Source organism: Pseudomonas eucalypticola, assembly GCF_013374995.1.
Lineage (GTDB): Bacteria > Pseudomonadota > Gammaproteobacteria > Pseudomonadales > Pseudomonadaceae > Aquipseudomonas > Aquipseudomonas eucalypticola.
This window is the reverse complement of record NZ_CP056030.1, coordinates 4,243,674-4,262,865: the sequence shown is the minus strand read 5'-3', so window position 1 is coordinate 4,262,865 and position 19,192 is coordinate 4,243,674. Positions and strand designations below refer to the sequence as shown.

General features: G+C 62.5%; 15 protein-coding genes and 1 pseudogene. 6 read left to right on the top strand and 10 right to left on the bottom strand.

Features of this window, described 5'->3' with window-relative positions:
• Positions 1-25: 25 nt before the first annotated feature.
• Both HWQ56_RS18690 and HWQ56_RS18685 read left to right on the top strand, forming a co-directional pair.
• The gene (locus HWQ56_RS18690) at positions 26-1,003 is read left to right on the top strand and encodes a DODA-type extradiol aromatic ring-opening family dioxygenase (protein ID WP_209008685.1); all 978 of its coding nucleotides are present in this window, start codon (positions 26-28) and stop codon (positions 1,001-1,003) included.
• A 102-nt stretch (positions 1,004-1,105) separates the two neighbouring features.
• Positions 1,106-3,022, top strand: coding sequence for a PD40 domain-containing protein (locus HWQ56_RS18685; RefSeq protein ID WP_176571448.1), 1,917 nt, complete (start codon positions 1,106-1,108; stop codon positions 3,020-3,022).
• Between the two features lie 284 nt (positions 3,023-3,306).
• Here the strand turns inward: HWQ56_RS18685 and HWQ56_RS18680 are convergent, their stop codons facing one another.
• Both HWQ56_RS18680 and HWQ56_RS18675 read right to left on the bottom strand, forming a co-directional pair.
• Positions 3,307-4,296 carry a hypothetical protein gene (locus tag HWQ56_RS18680; protein WP_209008684.1) on the bottom strand — a complete coding sequence of 330 codons (990 nt, stop codon included), beginning with the start codon at positions 4,294-4,296 and terminating at the stop codon, positions 3,307-3,309.
• A 460-nt stretch (positions 4,297-4,756) separates the two neighbouring features.
• Positions 4,757-5,695, bottom strand: a complete 939-nt coding sequence (locus HWQ56_RS18675; RefSeq protein WP_158159239.1) for a helix-turn-helix domain-containing protein — start codon at positions 5,693-5,695, stop codon at positions 4,757-4,759.
• Positions 5,696-5,985: 290 nt separating this feature from the next.
• Here HWQ56_RS18675 and HWQ56_RS18670 point away from each other — a divergent pair, with 290 nt between their 5' ends.
• Positions 5,986-7,293, top strand: a complete 1,308-nt coding sequence (locus tag HWQ56_RS18670; RefSeq protein ID WP_209008683.1) for an MFS transporter — start codon at positions 5,986-5,988, stop codon at positions 7,291-7,293.
• A 69-nt stretch (positions 7,294-7,362) separates the two neighbouring features.
• Complete coding sequence (locus HWQ56_RS18665; protein WP_176571447.1) at positions 7,363-8,514, top strand: lactonase family protein; 1,152 nt, start codon at positions 7,363-7,365, stop codon at positions 8,512-8,514.
• A gap of 82 nt (positions 8,515-8,596) precedes the next feature.
• On the opposite strand, the pseudogene HWQ56_RS29125 reads toward HWQ56_RS18665, so the two are convergent.
• The 7 genes and pseudogenes from HWQ56_RS29125 to HWQ56_RS18630 all read right to left on the bottom strand — a co-directional run.
• Positions 8,597-8,803, bottom strand: a pseudogene (locus HWQ56_RS29125) (phosphoenolpyruvate carboxykinase (ATP)); the annotation flags it as partial.
• Positions 8,804-9,034: 231 nt separating this feature from the next.
• The gene (locus tag HWQ56_RS18655; protein WP_158154737.1) at positions 9,035-9,913 is read right to left on the bottom strand and encodes a substrate-binding domain-containing protein; all 879 of its coding nucleotides are present in this window, start codon (positions 9,911-9,913) and stop codon (positions 9,035-9,037) included.
• A gap of 27 nt (positions 9,914-9,940) precedes the next feature.
• A complete protein-coding gene (locus HWQ56_RS18650) occupies positions 9,941-11,491 on the bottom strand; it encodes an acetolactate synthase large subunit (protein ID WP_158154736.1) in 1,551 nt (516 codons plus the stop codon).
• Positions 11,492-11,494: 3 nt separating this feature from the next.
• On the bottom strand, positions 11,495-12,352 hold the full coding sequence (locus HWQ56_RS18645; RefSeq protein ID WP_158154735.1) for an HpcH/HpaI aldolase family protein: 858 nt from the start codon (positions 12,350-12,352) through the stop codon (positions 11,495-11,497).
• Positions 12,353-12,381: 29 nt separating this feature from the next.
• The gene (locus tag HWQ56_RS18640; protein ID WP_176571446.1) at positions 12,382-13,227 is read right to left on the bottom strand and encodes an amidohydrolase family protein; all 846 of its coding nucleotides are present in this window, start codon (positions 13,225-13,227) and stop codon (positions 12,382-12,384) included.
• A 14-nt stretch (positions 13,228-13,241) separates the two neighbouring features.
• Positions 13,242-14,267 (bottom strand): amidohydrolase family protein, encoded by a 1,026-nt coding sequence (locus HWQ56_RS18635; RefSeq protein WP_176571445.1) that lies wholly within the window; start codon positions 14,265-14,267, stop codon positions 13,242-13,244.
• A gap of 17 nt (positions 14,268-14,284) precedes the next feature.
• Positions 14,285-15,244, bottom strand: a complete 960-nt coding sequence (locus HWQ56_RS18630) for a PhnD/SsuA/transferrin family substrate-binding protein (protein WP_158154732.1) — start codon at positions 15,242-15,244, stop codon at positions 14,285-14,287.
• Positions 15,245-15,489: 245 nt separating this feature from the next.
• Here HWQ56_RS18630 and HWQ56_RS18625 point away from each other — a divergent pair, with 245 nt between their 5' ends.
• Positions 15,490-16,446, top strand: coding sequence for a LysR substrate-binding domain-containing protein (locus tag HWQ56_RS18625; RefSeq protein ID WP_158154731.1), 957 nt, complete (start codon positions 15,490-15,492; stop codon positions 16,444-16,446).
• 143 nt (positions 16,447-16,589) lie between these two features.
• Positions 16,590-18,116, top strand: a complete 1,527-nt coding sequence (locus HWQ56_RS18620) for an aldehyde dehydrogenase (NADP(+)) (protein ID WP_176571444.1) — start codon at positions 16,590-16,592, stop codon at positions 18,114-18,116.
• A 45-nt stretch (positions 18,117-18,161) separates the two neighbouring features.
• Here the strand turns inward: HWQ56_RS18620 and HWQ56_RS18615 are convergent, their stop codons facing one another.
• Positions 18,162-19,157, bottom strand: coding sequence for a LysR substrate-binding domain-containing protein (locus tag HWQ56_RS18615; RefSeq protein WP_158154729.1), 996 nt, complete (start codon positions 19,155-19,157; stop codon positions 18,162-18,164).
• Between the last annotated feature and the right edge of the window lie 35 nt (positions 19,158-19,192).

Below are 19,192 nucleotides of genomic sequence, written 5' to 3'. Positions count from 1 at the left end.
TTGCATGGCAAAAATCGTATTCGGAATGGCAGTGCCACACAGCGGCATGCTGGGCCAGGCGCCAGAGGACTGGTTGAACAATGGTGAGCGTGATCGCAATAACCCGGAACTGTGGTACCGCAATCGCACGTGGACCTACCCGGAACTGGAGGCGCATCGCGGCGCGGCTTTCGCGCCATTCCTGACCCTGGAGGAACGTACCCAGCGCGCCGCTCGCTGCCGCACCGCGCTGGACGTCATGGCGCAGGCTTATCGCGATGCGAACATCGACGTGGCCATCATCCTGGGCAAGGACCAGAAGGAAATCTTCACTGATTTTTCGCCATCGATCGCCATCTACACCGGCGCAGAAGTGCATAACGGGCCGCCGCAGCGTTCGGTCTACGCCCCCGATCACCCGGTGACCCACGCGTGTCACCCGGAGCTGGCAACGTACCTGATCAAGTATTTCCAGGGCGAGCACTTCGACCTCACCGATCTGTTCGCCTGGCCCACCAACGTGTGGATGAAGCCCGCGCCGGAATACCCGGTGGTGCCGCATGCCTACAGTTTCGTCTACCACCAGATCATGTCGGACAACCCACCGCCCAATGTGCCGATCATCATGAACTGCTTCTACCCGCCGACCCAGCCATCGATGTCGCGCTGCATTGAATTCGGCCGTGTGCTGCGCGACGCCATCACTGCGTGGCCCGAAGACGTTCGCGTGGGCATCTTTGCCTCCGGCGGCCTGTCGCACTTCGTCAATGACGAAGCGTTCGACCGACGCATCATGAACATGCTGGCCGAGTACGACTACGAAGGGCTGGCGTCGGTGGACGAGCGTTCGTATCAGTCGGGCACTTCGGAAATCAAGTTGTACGTGAGCGTGATGAAAGCCCTGGAGGAGACCGGCGCCCAGATGACCCTGGTGGATTACGTGCCGTGCTGGCGAACCCCCGCGGGAACGGGTGAAGGCATGGGCTTCATGTACTGGCAGCCTGAATCCGAGGCGTTGCAGTAAGGAAAAGCAAACACCGCGCGTTGTCTGGATAGCGACGCAGGAGGCCGTTGGGCGGGTGTCGTACACACCGCTCAACCAAGCATAATAACGGAGGCATTGGCTGTGTATTTGAAATCGCCTGTAAAAACGCTCGCGGCTTGTTCAGCGATTTGGAGCACCTGTATTGTCATCTCGGCGGGCGCGCACGCGGCGACTACCCCGCAAGGCACGGCGTTGGTCAACCGGCTGGGCCCGGTGACGTCCGACCTGTACGTGGCGAATGCCGACGGTACCGACGAGCATAAACTGCTGCAGACACCAGGCTTCGATTACCACGCTTCTTTCTCGAAAGATGGTCAGTGGGTCGTCTTTACGTCGGAGCGGGACGGTCTTGGCGAAGCCAATCTGTATCGCGTGAAAGTCGACGGTACCGAGCTGAAGAAATTGACCGATCACATCGCCATCGACGACGCAGCGGCCTTTTCGCCCACCAACCCCGACGTCATCGCATTCGTTTCCTCGCGTCGCGGCAAGGACGCGTTCGGCACCACCAACATCTGGACGCTGAACATCGCCACCGGCGCGTTGAAGAACGTCACCGGCGATATCCCGTTCGACCCGAGCAAGCCGCACAGCTTCTTCCGCCCGACCTGGTCACCGGACGGCAAGTGGATCGCCCTGGCGTCCGATATCGGCTCGCAATGGCGCGGCCACAATCTGCCGGTCGGCTGGGAGCGCACCCAGGAAAGCAGCATCTATATCATCCATCCCGATGGCTCGAGCTGGAAAAAGATTGCCAGCAACCCGGGTTTTGACGAAGGGTCGCCCACCTGGTCGCCGGATGGCAAACGCGTCGCCTTTTATGAAACGCCCGTGGAATCCACCTGGGGCGCGCACCGCCCGGAGTTGATCAATAAGGTCAGCTCGCAGATCGAGTCGGTGGAGTTGTCCACGCTGACGCGGGCCACGTTGACGTCGACGCCCGGTCTCAAGGTGTTCCCGCAGTATCTTTCGGCCACCAACCTGGCTTATCACGTCAAGGGCGGCGATGCGGAAGGTCTCTACACCACGGCAGGGACATCCCGCACGACCGCGAACACGGGGATCCGCTCGCCGCACTATTCGGCTGACGGTACCAAGGTGGTCTACGAAAAGATCACCATGCGGCCGGCCCATCCCAATGGCACGCCGATGTTCAGTTTCGACCCGGCGTGGACCTATCGCTACATCGATGTGTTCCCGCAATTGTCGGCGGATCGCAAGAAGCTGGTGTACACCGAGAAGGCGATGGGCTCGTCGATTGCCGTCATCAACCCGGACTTCAGCGGGTACCAGCGCATCTACGACCCGGCGAACAGCGGCTTGGCCGCCGACATGGTGCAGAAGGGCCTGGCCGGTGCGTTCCAGCCCACGTGGTCGCCAAATCGCGAATGGGTGGCGTTCGGCATTGGCGACTGGTTCTTCACGCGAGGCATGGGGCCGGGCCGCATTGCCCGAATCAAGGCCGACGGCAGCATGGACGGCAAGCCGGAAATCCTGACCGACGGTTCGATCAACGCAGGTTTCCCGAGCTACTCGCCGGACGGCAAGCGGATCGTGTACCGCGTGTGGAGCCCCAAGGTCCAGGGGTTGCGCATTCTGGATGTGGCTACACGCCAGACGACGGTGCTGACGACCGAGCCGGACAACCTGCCAGGCTGGTCGCCGGATGGCAGCAAAATTGTCTTTACCCGCAAGGAAGTCAACCCGACCGACCCGAACCAGTTTCATTACGACGTGTACACGATCAAACCCGATGGCACCGATGTCACCCGCCTGACCACCCCGGGTGCGAACCAGGGACACGCGGTGTGGTTGTATGACGGTCGCATTGCCTATAGCTCGGGGGTCTATGGCTTTCGAGATGAACTGGCGCTGTACGACAACACGTTCCAGCCTGACGGCCAGAACTGGGTGATGAACGCCGATGGCTCCGATCAGCACGCTACTTCCGATACGTTGTGGGAAGACTCGATGCCGCTGTACGTGCCGAATCCATAAGCCGGGTTTGGGTGAGCGATAATGACGACGCCGTGCGAAAGCACGGCGTTTTTTTTGGGGTACTTCAGGGATTGAAGGGGAAGTGGGTTGTGCCTTCGAAGATCTGTAGTGAACAAACAGAGAGTACCAGGTGATGTCCCAGGCACATCTGTTTCGGGCCAGTTATGCCTGGGACATCACCTGGTCCGCTCTGTTTGCTCACTGTGAATCTGCCGTGGCGCGACAACCTTCCCGGGATTCCGTGAAGAACCTTTTTTGGAGGGCTGGCCCGCCGCAGCAATCGATCAGAAATGGACTTCGAACTGCAGCATCGGTGTCGACGTCCTGGTGTTGACTGCTTCATCGCTCGGCGTGCCGAACATGTTCTTCCAGTACTCGTAACCGACGCCGGCATAGACCGTGCGTGGATAACCGGCGAATGAGCCGACGTCGGCCAGCAACGAAGCGCGCGTCAGGTATTCGGTCTTGGTTTGAACGCCAAAACCATCCTTGCCTTTGGGGCCCGTGCTGCTTGCAAAACCGCGGAATATCAACGGCACCGGGCCCAGGCGGAACGGATACAGCCATGAACTCTCAAGGTGCCAGGCGGTGTCGTAATCCACGTCCACGCCGACGATCCCGTTGTGGTTGCTCTCGGTCCGCACACCGGCCGTCAGGTTCCAGTACCCGCGTGGCAGGGCGAACTCCACCGTCCCCCCCAGGACAAGCATACGGGCCCGCTGGGCGTAGGCATCGTTTTTGGTGCCGAACTCATACCCACCGGTCAGGCCGACGTCGCTGATCACCCCAGCACCCACCTGTCGGCCAAAGATCTTGCTGGCGCTCGCCGTGACACGCCCGACGCTATATACCTCCTGCGCGCCTCCGTTGTTCGGACCGCCGGCTTCCGGGTTCGCCGAGTCAGATACGCGGTAATCGACGTTGAACGCGTAGCTGCCATACCTGAAGCCACCGGTCGTGGTGAGGTAGCCGATATTCTGTTTGATCTTGTCAGGAACACCCGGGAAGTGGAAGTTGTTGCCGACGCGATAGCCGATAAAGGTGTCGTTCCACGACACTGGAGGCTTGCCGACCTGTTCATTCAACTTCGCAAGGTCCGGAAAAGTGTGCGGTGCGTTAGTAGCGTCCGGCGTCTGTTGAGGGGGTTGCGCTTGCGGCGAAGTGGTCAGCGTCGGTGCGTCCATCACCTCTTGAGCAAAACCAAACTCGCTATGACAACAGTACATGGCCACGCCGAGACACAGCGTGGGCAAGGGTTTGAAAATATTCTTCATGTAGCCATCCGTATAGATTTTGTTATTTTTATAGAACACGTTTCGTTCGACTTTATTGTCGGTGCAATAAAAGCCGGATTAGCGGCGAATAGCGGTTTTTATAGGAAGGTAATAGTCTGTCTCCATTGAAAGGGACGTGTATTGATCGGCCAGACAGGGTTGTTTTCGACGCAGGATACGGTCGCGGCAAGTGCAACTAGCTGATCAGTCCGGTACGGGATGATTATTGTGGGGTGCTAGGGAGGAATACTATTGGGTGACCCCGCGTATGCCTTTACACAAAAGTGAGATTCGCTGGCATTTTTTGCGTGGGGATATCGTGTGCAACTAAAGATGGATTTGCGCGCGGCATGTGAAGGCGGCGAGGGCAGGTGGGGCGTAGCAGAACGACGCTAATGAAAGGGCGGCTTCGCGATCCACCCGAAGGTAGAACCCGAAGCCACTCCCTCGCGTTGCAGACCTATTGCGTCCGTTGGGATTGCTCTCGTGTCATCGCGCGGAACTGGCTGGGCGCCTGCCCCACTTCCCGACGGAAAAAGCGCGTGAAGTACGCGGCGTCTGAAAACCCCAGCCCAAAGGCGATCTGTTCAATGGCCATTTCGCCGAAAATCAGGTTCCGCTTGGCTTCGGTGACGATACGCGCGTGAATCATCTTCGTCGGGCTTTGCCCCGTGGCAGCCACGCACGCGGCGCGCAACTGCACCACCGACACGCCCATCATCGATGCATAGTCCTGCAAAGGCAGGTTTTGCCAGTAATGCTGATCGATGAGTTCACGATAACGTTCTGCCAGGCAGATCTCGTTGCGAGAGGCACCGCCGTCATCAGGCTGATCGAGCCGGGTGCGCCGCACCAGCATCAGGAACAATTGGGTCAACAGGGCCTCGGCGCCCACCACGTGACCGAATGTCCTGGCCTCCAGTTCCTGCGCCAGCCGCGTGATCAGGAAGAGGAACTCGGTTGCCGCGCCAGCCGTGGTCGGCAACGTGATCATCCGGGGCAGGGACCACAACTGGATGAACTCGTGCAGGCGGGCGTAGAGCTGGGTCAGGAAAGACACCTCGATGGTCACGACCCATCTGTCCACGTCGCTTTCATAATCGAGGCCATGCACGCATTCCGTTGGCAGCAGCAGCACGCACGGACCCTCGAACGGGACACTCGCACCTTCGAGGTTCATGACACCGTGGCCGCTGCGAACGAAGATGAGCTGGCCGTACCCCGGGTGCGCGTGGGGTTCAGTCCGCCAGCGGCCCCGGTCGGTGACGTGGCCGATGTTGACGAACCATTTCTCTTTCTCCTCCCGGGGCTCAACGTACAAACGAACCTTCGGCACCGTCTTGAGCGTGACTTGGGTGTCTGCCTCGCGTCGATAGTGTGTTTTCGAACTGTGCGTCATAACGTCTCCTTGGCGAAGATCAACGTGCCGACCCGGGGAATGCCAATTAGCAAATCATAGCCTTGCGCAGAAAGTAAACCCTCTCTGAACGGTCGGATGGCCGATGCCCTTCCACCACGCGAACACGCGTTGCGGTGTCTACCGTTTGGTTAACACAAGTGCCGCAAAACTCACTGGACCGCACAGTGGGCCAGGTTGATGATCTTCGCCAAACCTCCCTGCAGCCGTGGTTCGAGCAGGTCGCGGGACGTCTTGCCTGACAACAATAAAAACAGGTCTGAGAGGAAGCAGTGGAGAGTATCCAGAAACCAGAGCGCCTGGAAAACCGCTGGGCCGTGGTCGTTCTGCTGGCAGTGGGATTGATGATTGCCTGGACAGACCGGACCAGCATGTCGGCGGCGATAGCCGACCCTCGATTCATCCAGGACTTTACCCTGACCCATGTCCAGAGAGGCTGGATAGGTTCATCAGTCTTTTGGGCGTACGGTGTTCTGCAACTGCCCATGGGCTGGTTGGTTGACCGCTATGGCGTGAAATGGCCATACGCCGTCTGCTTTTTTCTCTGGTGCGTCGCGGCAGCGGCCACCGGCCTTGTGGATTCGCTCGGCGCGCTGGTTGTCGTGCGCGTCGTCATTGGCGCAGCCGAGGCCGTGGTGGTCCCGGCGACCTATCGGTACATAGCCAACCGCTTCGAAGAAGCGCAGAAGGGCTCTGCGTTGGCCATCTATGCGATTGGCGGCAAGATGGGGCCGGCACTGGGCGCGCCGCTGGCGGCCTGGCTCATTGCCGGAACCTCCTGGAATGTCATGTTCATCGTGACGGGGCTGGCCGGCCTGGTGTGGCTGATGCCCTGGTTCATGCTGGTTCGCAACGACTTCCCGGACCGCGCCGAGTTAGCGAAAAGAACCCACTACGCGGCAACGGTGCCACTGCGCAACCTGCTCGTCAGCCCGGTGGTATGGGGCGGGTTGATCACGAACTTCTGTTACGCCTATTTTGCATTTTTCTGCATGACATGGATGCCGGCCTACCTCGTCGAACAAAGGGGGCTGTCATTGAACCAGGCGGGCTTTTATACCGCGCTGAGCTTTTGTGGCGTCGCGATCGCGGCCGGGCTCAGCGGGTGGGCGGCTGACCGCTTGATCTTGCGCGGGCATGACGCGGTGACGGTGCGAAAGTCCTTCATGGTGGTGGGCTTCACCGGTGGAATGACCGCCCTGTTCGGCGCTTATGCGTCGACGGTATCGATGGCACTGTTCTGGAACGTGCTCTCCCTGACCCTGGTCGGCCTGGTCACGACGAACAACCTCGCCCTGGTGAAGCTGACGCTGATCCCAAAGCAGGCCACTGGCTTGAACACCGGGCTTCAACAGGTGGCGACGAGCCTGGCCGGCGGTGTGTCTGCCAGCCTGTCAGGCTGGCTGTTGCATATCGGCCACAGCTACACCCTGCCGATGGTGGCGATTTTCGTTTTCCTGTTCCTGGGGGCCGTCAGCACCCTGGTCCTGATGAGGCGCGAGTGGGCACCGAAGATCAACGACCCCGACGTCGGCGGCGCCGTTGCCGTCCCCCATCCCATCGCCCGTACCCCAGGTTGAACCTGAGCTTCAGCCTGGCGCGGCGTTTTCCTGGCCACTGATAACTATAACGAGTAGGAGACAACGATCATGGGTACGGACATCCTGAAAAAACAGATCTTCAGCGGGCTGTTGTTCGCGCTGAGTCTTTCTTCCGCGTCTGCGGCGCCGGACAGCAACAGCCAGGCACGGGTCTATGTTGGCACCCATGGTGATTACATCTATGACGCCGTGTTCAACCCTGAAAACGGCAGCTTCTCGGACCTACGAAAAACGGCGAAAGTGGTTCGGCCCACCTGGTTTGTTCAAGACCCTTCCGGGCGCCATCTCTATAGCGTCAGCGAAGTCGGGAACAACGGCGAGGCGAATGGCGAGGTAGTCGCCTTCAAGGTGGATCAGGCGTCCGGTGGGTTGACGGAACTCAACCGCGTCGGCTCGGGCGGCAGTGGGCCTACGCACATGGTCTACAGCCCGTTCCATGACAGCCTTATCGTGGCCAATTACGGAGGCGGGCAGGTGGCGGTCTTGCCGCTTGCCGCCGACGGTAGTCTTCAACCGGCGAGCTCGGTGCTTGCGGACGTTGGAAACGGGCCAAGCCCCCGGCAGACACAGGCCCATGCTCACAGCATCACGCTGGTGCAACAGACACACGACATACTGGTGCCTGATCTGGGCGCCGACAGAGTGTTCATCTACCAGGTAAAAGGCAAAGACAACCAATTGAGCAAAGGCGCCACGCCCTTCGTTCAGATGGCACCCGGCACCGGGCCCAGAGGGATCGAGTTTCAACGGGATGGACGCCACGGGTTCCTGCTGTCCGAGCTCTCAGCGCAGGTGCGCTGCGTGACGTGGAAACCTGAGACGCATACGCTGAGTTACGGCGCCTCGGTCGATACCTTCCCCTCAGGCTTTACCGGGCCGAAAAGCGCCTCATCGATGAAACTGAGCGCCAACGAGAAATACCTGTACGTCGCCGATCGAAGCACGGACACGCTGGTGGTCTATCGCATCGATCAAGGCTCATGCCTGAAACCCATCCAACGGATCAGCTCGGGTGGCAAATACCCGTGGGAATTGGCTATCGGCCCTGCCGGGCACTGGCTGGTGGTGGCCAACCTGAAATCCGACAATGTGACGTCCTTCAAGATCGATGGCCGATCAGGCAAGCTCGCGCCAAGCGGTTTCGAGGCGCACATTCCTGAGCCGGTATTTGCCCATTTCGGCAGCGTGGGCAAACCCTAGGCGTGGTACGAACTGCCTCCCCGCTTGTTCAGGCGGCAGTGAAAACCGCCGCGCCTGAGCGTCGCCGGGATGCATTCAGTCAGACGTGCGCCAGCGTATACGCGCACCGGCCATTTTTCGTCAGGCGGGTATCGGCGTAATCGGCTGTGCAGGTTTCGCCCAGGACGACGTTCTCGACGAGGGCGCCAAAACGGATCGCGTCCCAGATGATCCGTTCGTTCTTCTGGCTCTAGTCAATGGTCTTTGTGCACCACCCACCTCCCAGGTTGAACACCGCACCCTCGCCCCAGTGCCGCTGGGGAACACAGTGAAACCCCACCACGTTGAGGATCTTGCCATTCGTCCTTGTGCCGGGGGTATAAGCCCCGGGGTGAATGAACAGGTCTTGGCAGGGCGCCAGCGGGGGGGGGACCAACAGGCACGCCGGAACACTGCGCCCCCCGTGCCCTCGGTCGAGGGGTGTGGAGGCGCAGTGCTCCGGCACTGCGCTTGGGTCGATGGAGGGTAAGCTCGGCGGCGTTTAGCCCAGACTGCCGGTAACGTCGTCGAACAGTTCGTCAACCGACAGGGCGCGCGGGATGATCTTCTGGTCGAGTGCCCAGTCGATCGCTGTCTGCAGGCCCTTGCGGTTGGCCTCCAGACCCAGCGGCGGGAACACCGCAGGCGCGCCGCCCTCGGTGAGCGCGCGGCTCTCGGCAATCATTCGGTAGATCTCTTTCACGGCCTCGGGGTGTTGCCGGGAGATGTCCTGGTGAATGGCGAACATATGGTTGATGGGCACGAAACCTTCGCGCTGGTACCAGGCCTTGGCGGCGTCATGGGCATCGGGTACCAGGGTGCGTACCCGTGGGTCCTTGGGCATGTCTTCGCCGAGCAGCGCTGCGTCGAGCTCACCGTCGAGCATCATCTGCGGGATGCTGGAGCCTGCCGGCAGGCGGACGCAGTTTGCCGGGTCATGGTATTCGGCCAGGTGGCCGTCGCCGAGGGTCATCCAGGTGACCTTGTCGAGGTCGACGCCGTACTCATGGCGCAGTACGCCGCGAATCCACAGCGCGGTGGTCTGCGAATAGGTGCGCACACCCACGCGCTTGCCTTCGATGTCCTTGGGGTCAAGGTGGCCGAAGTCGATGTTGAATCCGGCGCAGTGATGCTGGAACCGCCCCGAAATCGGCGCAGGCAGCAGGACATAGGGTTTGCCATAGGCCTTGGCCTGCAGGAACGTGACGATGGCCAGTTCACCGGCATCGAACTGGTTCTCGCGCACCATGGCCTTGAAGCCGTTGTGCGCCGGGGTAGGGCCGCAGTAGTCGAGTGTGACGAGGTCGGACTTCACTCGCCCGTCCTTCATCGCCTTGGTGACCGGATAATCAGCCAGGTTGGTGCGCAAGGTCAGCGCCATGGGAATCTCCTTGGAATGTGCACGGGTTCAGAGTTTGACTTCGATCAGGCAGGGGCCCGGCTCGCGGGTGGAATTGGCTATGGCCCGGTAGAAACCTTCAGCGCTATCCACGGCGACGCTGGGGACACCCATGCTTTTCGCCATCGCCTGCCAGTCGATGCGCGGGCGGTCGATGTCGATCATCGAAAGCGCGCGCTCCCCGGGGGTTCCGGCGCCCATGTTGGCGTACTCGGCCTTGAGAATGGCGTAGGTGTTGTTGGCGAAGATGATCGTGGTGACGTTGAGGTTTTCCCGCGCCTGGGTCCACAGCGACTGGATGGTGTACATCGCGCTGCCATCACCGACCATGCAGAACACCCGCCGGTCCGGGCAGGCCAGCGCCGCGCCGGTGGCCACGGGCGTGGCGTAGCCGATGGAGCCGCCCATGTTGTTGATGAGGTCATGGGGCTGCGCGCCGAGGGTCAGCCCGATGGACTCGCGGCCGGTGGTCAGCGACTCGTCCACCAGGATGCACTGCTCGGGCATGGCCGCGGCCAGTGCGTGGGCAATGCTGGTGGGGTTGAGCGCGCCGGTGGGCACTTCAGTGCGGATGCGCGGCTGGACGATCGCGGACACGCCAGTGGCCCCCAGCGCCTGCAACAGCATGTCGAACGCCAGTTCGCTGTCCTCGTCCGCTTCTACCAGTTCATGCACCATCGTGCCCTCGGCCTTGAGCAGGCTCGGCTTGTCCGGGTAGGCGAAGAACGCCACGGGCTCGCGCGTCTCGACGGTGATGATGTGCTTGAAGTCCTTGAGGAACGCCATGGCCTGTGGCACCGCGTAGGGAATGCGCAAGAGCGGTACGAACCCCGCGCCGCGCTCGATACGCGCGGTGAAGAACTGCGAGCCCAATCGAGCCCCGGTGGCCGCGGCCACACGCCCGGCCTTTTCCAGTGCGCCGCCACGGGTAGCCTTGTTGGCGAGAATGATCAAGGTCGGCTCGCCCGAGCGCAGTACACGCGCGACATGCTCGACGCGTTCGCTGCTCGGGGCCTTGCGCCGGGCGGCCACAGGTGCCGGCAGCACAGGCGCTGCGCTGACCTGCTGCCACGACGAGTCGCCCGGCAGGATCAGGGTGGCGATCTGGCCGGGATGCTCACTGGCCTTGGCCACCGCCTGGGTGGTGTCCCAGGCGATGGACTCCGCTGATTCCGCGCGGCGTACCCAGTGACTCAGCGGGCGTGCCAGGCCTTCGATGTCAGAGGTCAACGGCGGGTCGTACTTGAGGTGTGACGTGGAATGTTCGCCGATGATGTTGACCATGCCCGACGAGGCGCGCTTGGCGTTGTGGATGTTCGCCAGGCCGTTGGCCAGGCCAGGCCCCAGATGCAAAAGCGTCGAGGCTGGCTTGTCCTTCATCCGGTACCAGCCGTCGGCAGCGCCGGTGGCTACCCCTTCGAACAGGCACAGCACGCTGCGCATCCGCGGGTTGCCACCGAGCGCGGCGAGGAAATGCATCTCCGACGTACCCGGGTTGGCAAAGCAAATGTCCACGTCCTGGTCGGTCAGGGTCGAGACGAGCGTCTCTGCGCCATTCATCGGTCAGTACCCCGCCAGTTCGCGAGCCTGGCCAACGACACCGTAGGAACGCTTGGGGGCCGACAGCAGCACGCGGTAACCCTCGTCCAGCAGGCGCCGATGGTTGGTGGCCGTCACATGCGGGTTGCCGACGATGACGTCGTGCTTGCGGCAGGTCTCGACGATACGGCGCATCGCATCCTGGACCTGCGGGTGCTCGTACTGGCGCGGGAAGCCCAGTTCCTGGCTGAGGTCGCCTTCGCCGATCAGGATGAAGCCGATGCCGGGCACGTTGGCGAGGATATCGTCCAGGTTGTCGATGGCCTGGGTACTCTCGCACATCAGCCCCACCAGGATTTCGCCCTGGGGCGCCAGAGGCCAGACGTCGGCCTTCTCGTAGTACTCGGCCATGGTCAGGCCCCAGTAGCGCGCGGCGTTGGCCGGGCCGTCACCGCGTACGCCCTTTGGCTCATAAAGCGCCGCGCCCTTGGGCCGGGCGTAACGGCAGGAGGCGACGGCGTTGTAGGCCTGCTCGACGGTGGCCACGTGCGGCCAGATCACGCCATAGCAACCGCGATCCAGGACCTGCTTGGCGAACGTCTGGTTCATCTCGATGCCGTTGGCGGGGATGCGGGCGATCGGGGTCACCCGTGGCGCCACCGAACCCGATTCGGCGATCTGCTTGCGGCTCAGCATGTATTGCAATGAATCGCCGAGGGCGCTGACATCGTACGGGTTGTGCTCCATCTCGTAGACGATGCCGTCGTACGGGGAGTCGCTCATTTCCATGGCGGTCTGCTTGTCCAGCTTGGCGAAGGCCATGTAGGCCGGCTTGCCGGCCTCGAACGCACCGATGATGCTGTTGAGACGTGTGTTGCTCATGTTCACTTCCTCATCCAATGGGGTCAGGCTCAGCGCAAGGCCGGGTACAGGGTTAGCGCGGTCTTGCCGAAGATCCACGCGCGATCTTCGTCCGTGAGGCAGGCCAGGCCCTTCTTGGCTGTCGCAAGGATGTCCTTGAGGGTGCCTGGCGAGGTGGGGAAATTGGAGCCCCAGGCCATGCGTTGTGCACCGAAGGCTTCGACGACCCGGGGGAAGAAGGTCTCGGCGCTGGCCTTGTCCTTTTCCACATCGCCGAAGATGCGCGGCGTCAGCTTCAGGTAGACGTTGGGCAGGTCGGCGAGCGCGAACAGGCCGGCGGCATTGGCGTAGGGCGGGCCATCGAGCACGTCCGGGCGGCCGAGGTGGTCGAGGATGATGTTTACCCCGGGGAATTTCTCGGCCAGCATCCGTACATAGGGCAGGCCAGTGGGGCCGGTCTGGATGCACATCGGCAGCTTCAGTTCCGCGAGCATTTCCCAGGCCTTGAACGACTTGGGGTTATCGAGCTCGCTGGGGTCGAAGTCTTTGGTCGAGCCTCCGGTGAAGATGCGCAGGCCAGCGAGGCCCCTGTTGACCCAGGAGGTGATGACGGCCGGCACGTCGTCAGCCAGCATGTCCACCGAGCCAACGGCGACGAGCCGCCCCTTGTACTGGTTGCAGCCGTCGACCACGTAGCTGTTGTCGAATCCGTAGGTGGTCGACGAGTGCACGATGGCGGCCTTGGCCACGCCGGCGTCGTCCATGGCCTGGACCAGTGTCTCGACGGTGCTGGGGCGCTCCTGCGACCAGTCCGACCGCTTGCCGAACAGCGGGGCAGGCGGGTAGCGCTTCTCGTCGTCGGAGATGATGTGTGGGTGGATATCGATAATGTTCATGCTCTGTCCCTGCCTTACTTGCCTTTGGCCTTCAGATGCTTGTCGAGACGCGGATAGACGCGCCGTACGTTGCCTTCGAAGATGGCGTGACGGTCGGTATCGGAAAGCGCCGTGCAGGCATCCAGATAACGCTTGGTGTCGTCGAAGTACTGATCGGTGTCCGGGTCCCTGCCGCGTACGGCGCCGACCATTTCCGAGCCGAACAGGACGTTGCTGGTGGGGATGACCTTGGTCAGCAACTCGACGCCCGGGTGGTGGTAGACGCAGGTGTCGAAGAAGATGTTGTCCAGCAGGCCTTCGAGCGGGCGCTTGGCGATCTCCAGCGACATACCGCGGTAGCGACCCCAGTGGTAGGGCACGGCGCCGCCACCGTGGGGAATGACCAGGCGCAAGGTCGGGAAGTCCTTGAACAGGTCGCTTTGCAGCAGTTGCATGAACACCGAAGTGTCGGCGTTCAGGTAGTGCGCACCGGTACCGTGGTGGCAGGGGTTGCATGAGGCGGCCACGTGAACCATGGCAGGCACGTCCAGGTCGCACATGGCTTCGTAGAGCGGGTACCACTCGCGGTCGGTGATCGGCGTGCCGGTCCAGTAGCCGCCGCTCGGGTCAGGGTTGAGGTTGCAGCCGACGAAGCCCATCTCCTCTACGCAACGGCGCAACTCGGCAATGGAGTTTTTCGGCGGCGCCAGTGGCGACTGGGGTAGCTGGCAGACCGGCACGAAGTTGTCCGGGTAGATGTCGCAGACACGGCGCACGAGATCGTTGGAGACTTCCGCCCATTCCAGGCTGGTGCGCTCGTTACCCAGGTGGTGGCTCATCAGGCCGGCGATCGGCGAGAACAGTGTGAGGTCGCCACCGCGTTCTTTCTGCAGGCGCAACTGACCGTTGCCGACGCCCTCGCGGATCTGTTCATCGGTCACATGGGCGCCAGACAGTGGCGGTGCGTTGAGCGGGTCGTCGGCGAACTCGATCTGCTTGGCGCGCCACTCTCGGAACGAAGCGGGTACGGTGGTGAAATGACCGTGGCAATCAATGATCATAATCTGCTCCGGAAAATTCAGGCCTGAGGATCGACGAACAGCTCGCCCATGGACATGCGGCGGGGCGTCAGGCCTTGTTCGAAGGCGGTCGACTCCAGTGCCTCGATGGTCTTGCGGTTGGCTTCGATGCCGTAGGGCAGCGGGTCGTGGCCAACCACGTTGCGCAGTTCGAGGTATTTTTTATCGGTCTCGCTGGTGGCATCGCCACTGTCGAGGCGGGCAAGGTAGTCCTGCTTGGCCTGCTCGAAGGCGTTGTAGAGTGACGTGGCCACCCAGGGGTGCTCGGCGAGGATCGAGTCCTTGACCACGATGGTGCCGTGCATGGGGTAGACGCCGGTCCGGGCGTAGTATTCAGCCTCGATTTCAGCCGCGTTCGGGAACAGATCGGGATAGTCGGCGGCCACTTCCTTCCAGCCGTCCGTAGGGTTGCCGGTACGGCCAATACCCGCTGCGCCGCCAAACCCCGCAGCCAGTTCGCCGTCAGCCATCATGTCCGCCAATGGACGGGTGGCGTGGATAACGTTGGCGGGCAGCTTGAGCTGGGTCACATGCTCTTCGTCGTCGACCACCCAGGTGACCTTGCTCGCGTCGAGGCCGAACTCGTCCATCAGCACCTGGCGAGTCCACACGCCGGTGGTCACCGAGTAGGCGCGCACGCCGACCTTCTTGCCTTCCAGATCTTTCGGCGCCTTGATACCAGCATCCGGGCGCACCAACAGCCCCGAATGGTGGAAGCGACGCACGACGAAGATCGGCAACGCGACGAAGGGAGCACCATGGGCGCGAGCGATGATGTAGGTGGTCGGGGCGATTTCGCAGACATCGAATTCGACATCGCGGACCATGCGACGGAAAGCGGCGATCTGTGGCTTGACCGTGACGAACTCGGCATCCACGCCTTCGATCTTGATCGCGCCGCTGCGGATCGCGGCGGTGTGGGGATGGTCGGCGATAGCAATCTTGAGATGAACTGACATTGATCTTTCCTGAGTGGTGATTGTTGTCAAACGACTACTCGCAACGGTGCGGTTGTGCCTCTGCCGGGAGTAGCGCCAAGGTCTCTGCGGGCCTTGAAGGGCAACAGGGCATCCACCGGGTTTTACCTCGTCGCTATCTGCTTGGCGGTGGACGCGTTCGTATGGTGCGCGCGAGTTGCGCACCGGTCGATTGAGTAAAAATGGGTTAGGCTTAACGAAATGGTAAAGCTACTGAGGAGCACCGCATGGCAGAGTTCGACTGGTACCTGCAGGTCAACCTGAAGGCGCGGCACCTGCGCCTGCTCGTGGCCATCGACACGTACCGCAACTTGACCCAGGTGGCCGAAGTCACCCATGTGACCGTGCCGGCGGTGTCGAAGTCGTTGACCGAACTCGAGCGCGGCCTTGGGCTCGCGTTGTTTTCCCGCACCCCGCAGGGCTTGATGCCCACCCCCTATGGTGACTGCCTGATCCGGCACGCGCGGTCGATGCTGACCGTGCTGCATGACGCCCGCGACCAGCTCAAGGCTTTGAGTTCCGGGGCCGAGGGCAAGATCCGCATTGGCATGCTACCGGCCTCGGCCTCGGTGCTGCTGCCCCAGGCGCTGAGCCTCCTCAAGCAACGCTCGCCCAGTACCAACGTGACGATCATCGAGGGCACGACCGAGGCGCTGCTGCCCGAACTCTGGCAGGGCCGCCTGGACCTGGTGGTCGGCCGCTTGCCTGCCCCGGGCACCCTCGGCAGCTTCGAGGAGCGGGAATTGCTCGAGGAGCCGGTGGTACTGATGACAGGTTTGCATCATCCCCTGGCCCGCAAGAAGAGCTTGGCGTGGTCGGACCTGTGCGACTACGCCTGGATATTGCCGCCCCCGGGCTCGCTGCTGCGCGATCCGCTGGAGCGGGTGCTGGAAGCCAATGACGTCCCGCTGAGCAGCGACTACATCGAGACGCTCTCGATTCATGTGGTTCGCGCCCAGCTGCGGGTCTCCGATTCCATTGCGATCATGGCGGTGTCGATCGCCAGTGATCCGGTGCAGCCGCTGCATGTCTTGCCATTGAGCCTGCCGCGCCTGGTTCGCCCGGTCGGCGTACTGTGGAATCGCGACCGTGGCCTGACACCCAGCGCCGAGCAGATGGTCCGGTGCCTGGAGGAGGCAGCCCGCCAGCAATCGGCGCGTCTGGGCGACATGGCGCACGCGTAGCAGCGCTGCGCCAGGCGTTAACCAGGCGCTCAAACCCTGGGTGGCTTTTTTCAATGGACCCCTGGCGGGCGCACCGACACTATCGGCACGCCTGGTCAGCGTGTACCAGGTCCCTCATCAGATACCTGGATAAAGGATGCCCCATGAGCGTCGTATCGTCTTTCGTCCCCCACGGGGAGCACTTCATCGCGGGTGCGCAAATCGCAACGCCAGCCCAGTTCAGTTCTGTCCCGGCCCACGGCCCGGCGCATTCATTCTCCGTCGGCACGCCGGCGCTGGTCGACCAGGCCTGCCGGGCCGCCGAAGCGGCTTTCCACTCCTTCGGCTACAGCAGCCGCGAAGAACGCGCGCGCTTGCTGGAGGCTATTGCCGAGGAGATCGAGGCTCGGGCCGAGCTCATTACCGAGATCGGCACCCAGGAGACCGGGTTGCCGACGGCCCGGCTCATCGGCGAGCGCGGACGAACCGTGCTGCAGTTGCGTTTATTCGCGGCCCACATCCGTCAAGGCGACTACCTGGATCGCCGCACCGACAGCGACCTGACCCACCCTCAGTCCGCTTCCAACCCGAAGCTGCGCTTGATGCAGCGTCCCATTGGCCCGGTCGCGGTGTTCGGTGCCTCGAACTTCCCGCTGGCGTTCTCGGTGGCAGGGGGCGATACCGCGTCGGCGCTCGCCGCGGGCTGCCCCGTCGTGGTCAAGGGGCATTCCGCGCACCCCGGTACTGGCGAAATCGTCGCGCAGGCGGTGGTCGCCGCCATCACTCGCTGCGGTGTTCACCCAGGCGTTTTCTCGCTGGTTCAAGGCGGGCGGCGCGACGTGGGCGAAGCACTGGTCCAGCATCCGTTGATTCGGGCCGTGGGCTTTACCGGATCGCTGGGCGGTGGCCGTGCGCTGTTCGACCTGTGCATGGCGCGTCCCGACCCGATCCCGTTTTTCGGTGAGCTGGGGTCGGTCAATCCGATGTTCTTGCTGCCGGCCGCGCTTGCTGCGCGCAGCGAGGAAATCGGTGCGGGCTGGGCCGCGTCGCTGACCCTGGGGGCCGGGCAGTTCTGCACCAACCCTGGCATCGCCGTGGTCATGCGTGGCGCCGATGGCGTTACCTTTGCCGAGGCCGCCCGCTCGGCCCTCAGCCACACCCCGCCGCAGGCGATGCTTACCCCCGGTATCGCGGCGGCCTACCGCAGCGGGCGCGACCGCATTGGCGCACAAACCGGCGTGCAGTCGCTGCTGAACTCATCCTGCGACGTGCGCGACGCCACGCCGAACCTCTTCTGCGTGACCGCCCGGGAATGGCTGGGCAATCACCTGCTCGCCGAAGAGGTTTTCGGTCCGCTCGGCATGATCGTGACCGTGGAAAGCCTCGAAGAAATGCGCGAAGTCGCCCAGTTCCTGACCGGGCAACTGACCGCCACCCTCCACATGGACGAAGCGGATGCTGCGATAGCCAGGGACTTGCTGCCGATCCTGGAACGCAAGGCCGGGCGTCTGTTGGTCAACGGTTTCCCCACGGGGGTCGAGGTCTGCGATGCCATGGTCCATGGCGGCCCCTACCCGGCGTCCACCAACTTCGGTGCTAGCTCGGTCGGCACGCTGTCGATTCGGCGTTGGTTGCGGCCCGTCTGCTACCAGAACCTCCCGGACAGCGTATTGCCGAAGGATCTGCAGTAAGCACCGGCAACGTACCCTGGCGCTTAGCGGCGCCCCTTCAATCACTCAGCTTGCGCCCGCTGCTGGACGGGGGCGCTTGGCTCTGGTCGGGGAGGGCGTGGCAGCGAGGTCCATGAGCAGGGACTCGGCCGCCGCTTGCAGGCACGAAACCATGAGTTGCGCGCTGGGCGTCAGGCCACGGTTGCGGTTCCACAACACGCCCGTGGGGCGCAGCAGCCGCGGCAAGCTCAATGGCAGCTTGTGAAAAGGCTGCACAGGATCATTGCCCAGCGACTCGGCCATGACCGCGATGAAATCCGACACTTGCAAATGGGCGCGTACAACGTGAATGGATAGCGTCTCGATGTAGTTGTTGCTCAACGGGACATCATTCGCTTCCAAGGCCCGCTCCAGCGGATCGCGAAGGATCGAGCCCGGTGGCGGCAGGATCCAGGGGTAGTCGCACAGGTCCGACCATTCCAGGGTCTTCCTTTGGGCGAGCGGATGGTCACGGCCCGTCATCAGCACGACCGGCTCTTCGAGCAGTTCCTTTTCCTCGAAACTGCCGAGCGTGTCCGGCGGCGGCAGGCGACCCACGACCAGGTCGAGACGGCCCTGCCAAAGGTCCGGCAGCAGCGACTCGGTGGTGCCTTCGATCACCGTCACATTGGTACCCGGCGATTGCTGCTTGAGGAAACCCAGCGCCTGCGGCACCAGCACCGAAGCGGACGCAGGCAGCATGCCGATGCGCACCTTGCCTTCGGCACCCGAGCTCAGGGCCTTCAGTTCATCGCGAACCTGGTGCAGTATCCCCAGCATCGTGCGGGCATGGCGAATGAGGCATTCGCCATACGGCGTGGGCATCAAGCCCCGTGTCGTACGTGAAAACAAAGCCAAGCCGAGGCCACGCTCCAGCTCCGCCAGTGACTTGGACACCGCAGGCACGGTGACATGCGTGACCTCCGCGACCTGGGTCAGGTTGCGGTAGGTGTCGATCGCCATGAGCAGGCGCAAGTGTCGCGCCTTCAGGTTGATCTGCAGATACCAGTCGAGACGTTTCACAATGTGTACCTCAGCTGTTTCAAGGTGCTCCGAAA

What these genes read in the sequence shown, in the direction of transcription:
- HWQ56_RS18690 (WP_209008685.1), top strand. Translation starts at nt 26, where the DNA reads ATGGCAGTGCCACACAGCGGCATGCTGGGCCAGGCGCCAGAGGACTGG.
- HWQ56_RS18680 (WP_209008684.1), bottom strand. Translation starts at nt 4,296, where the DNA reads ATGAAGAATATTTTCAAACCCTTGCCCACGCTGTGTCTCGGCGTGGCC.
- HWQ56_RS18675 (WP_158159239.1), bottom strand. Translation starts at nt 5,695, where the DNA reads ATGACGCACAGTTCGAAAACACACTATCGACGCGAGGCAGACACCCAA.
- HWQ56_RS18665 (WP_176571447.1), top strand. Translation starts at nt 7,363, where the DNA reads ATGGGTACGGACATCCTGAAAAAACAGATCTTCAGCGGGCTGTTGTTC.
- HWQ56_RS18655 (WP_158154737.1), bottom strand. Translation starts at nt 9,913, where the DNA reads ATGGCGCTGACCTTGCGCACCAACCTGGCTGATTATCCGGTCACCAAG.
- HWQ56_RS18650 (WP_158154736.1), bottom strand. Translation starts at nt 11,491, where the DNA reads ATGAATGGCGCAGAGACGCTCGTCTCGACCCTGACCGACCAGGACGTG.
- HWQ56_RS18645 (WP_158154735.1), bottom strand. Translation starts at nt 12,352, where the DNA reads ATGAGCAACACACGTCTCAACAGCATCATCGGTGCGTTCGAGGCCGGC.
- HWQ56_RS18640 (WP_176571446.1), bottom strand. Translation starts at nt 13,227, where the DNA reads ATGAACATTATCGATATCCACCCACACATCATCTCCGACGACGAGAAG.
- HWQ56_RS18635 (WP_176571445.1), bottom strand. Translation starts at nt 14,267, where the DNA reads ATGATCATTGATTGCCACGGTCATTTCACCACCGTACCCGCTTCGTTC.
- HWQ56_RS18630 (WP_158154732.1), bottom strand. Translation starts at nt 15,244, where the DNA reads ATGTCAGTTCATCTCAAGATTGCTATCGCCGACCATCCCCACACCGCC.
- HWQ56_RS18625 (WP_158154731.1), top strand. Translation starts at nt 15,490, where the DNA reads ATGGCAGAGTTCGACTGGTACCTGCAGGTCAACCTGAAGGCGCGGCAC.
- HWQ56_RS18620 (WP_176571444.1), top strand. Translation starts at nt 16,590, where the DNA reads ATGAGCGTCGTATCGTCTTTCGTCCCCCACGGGGAGCACTTCATCGCG.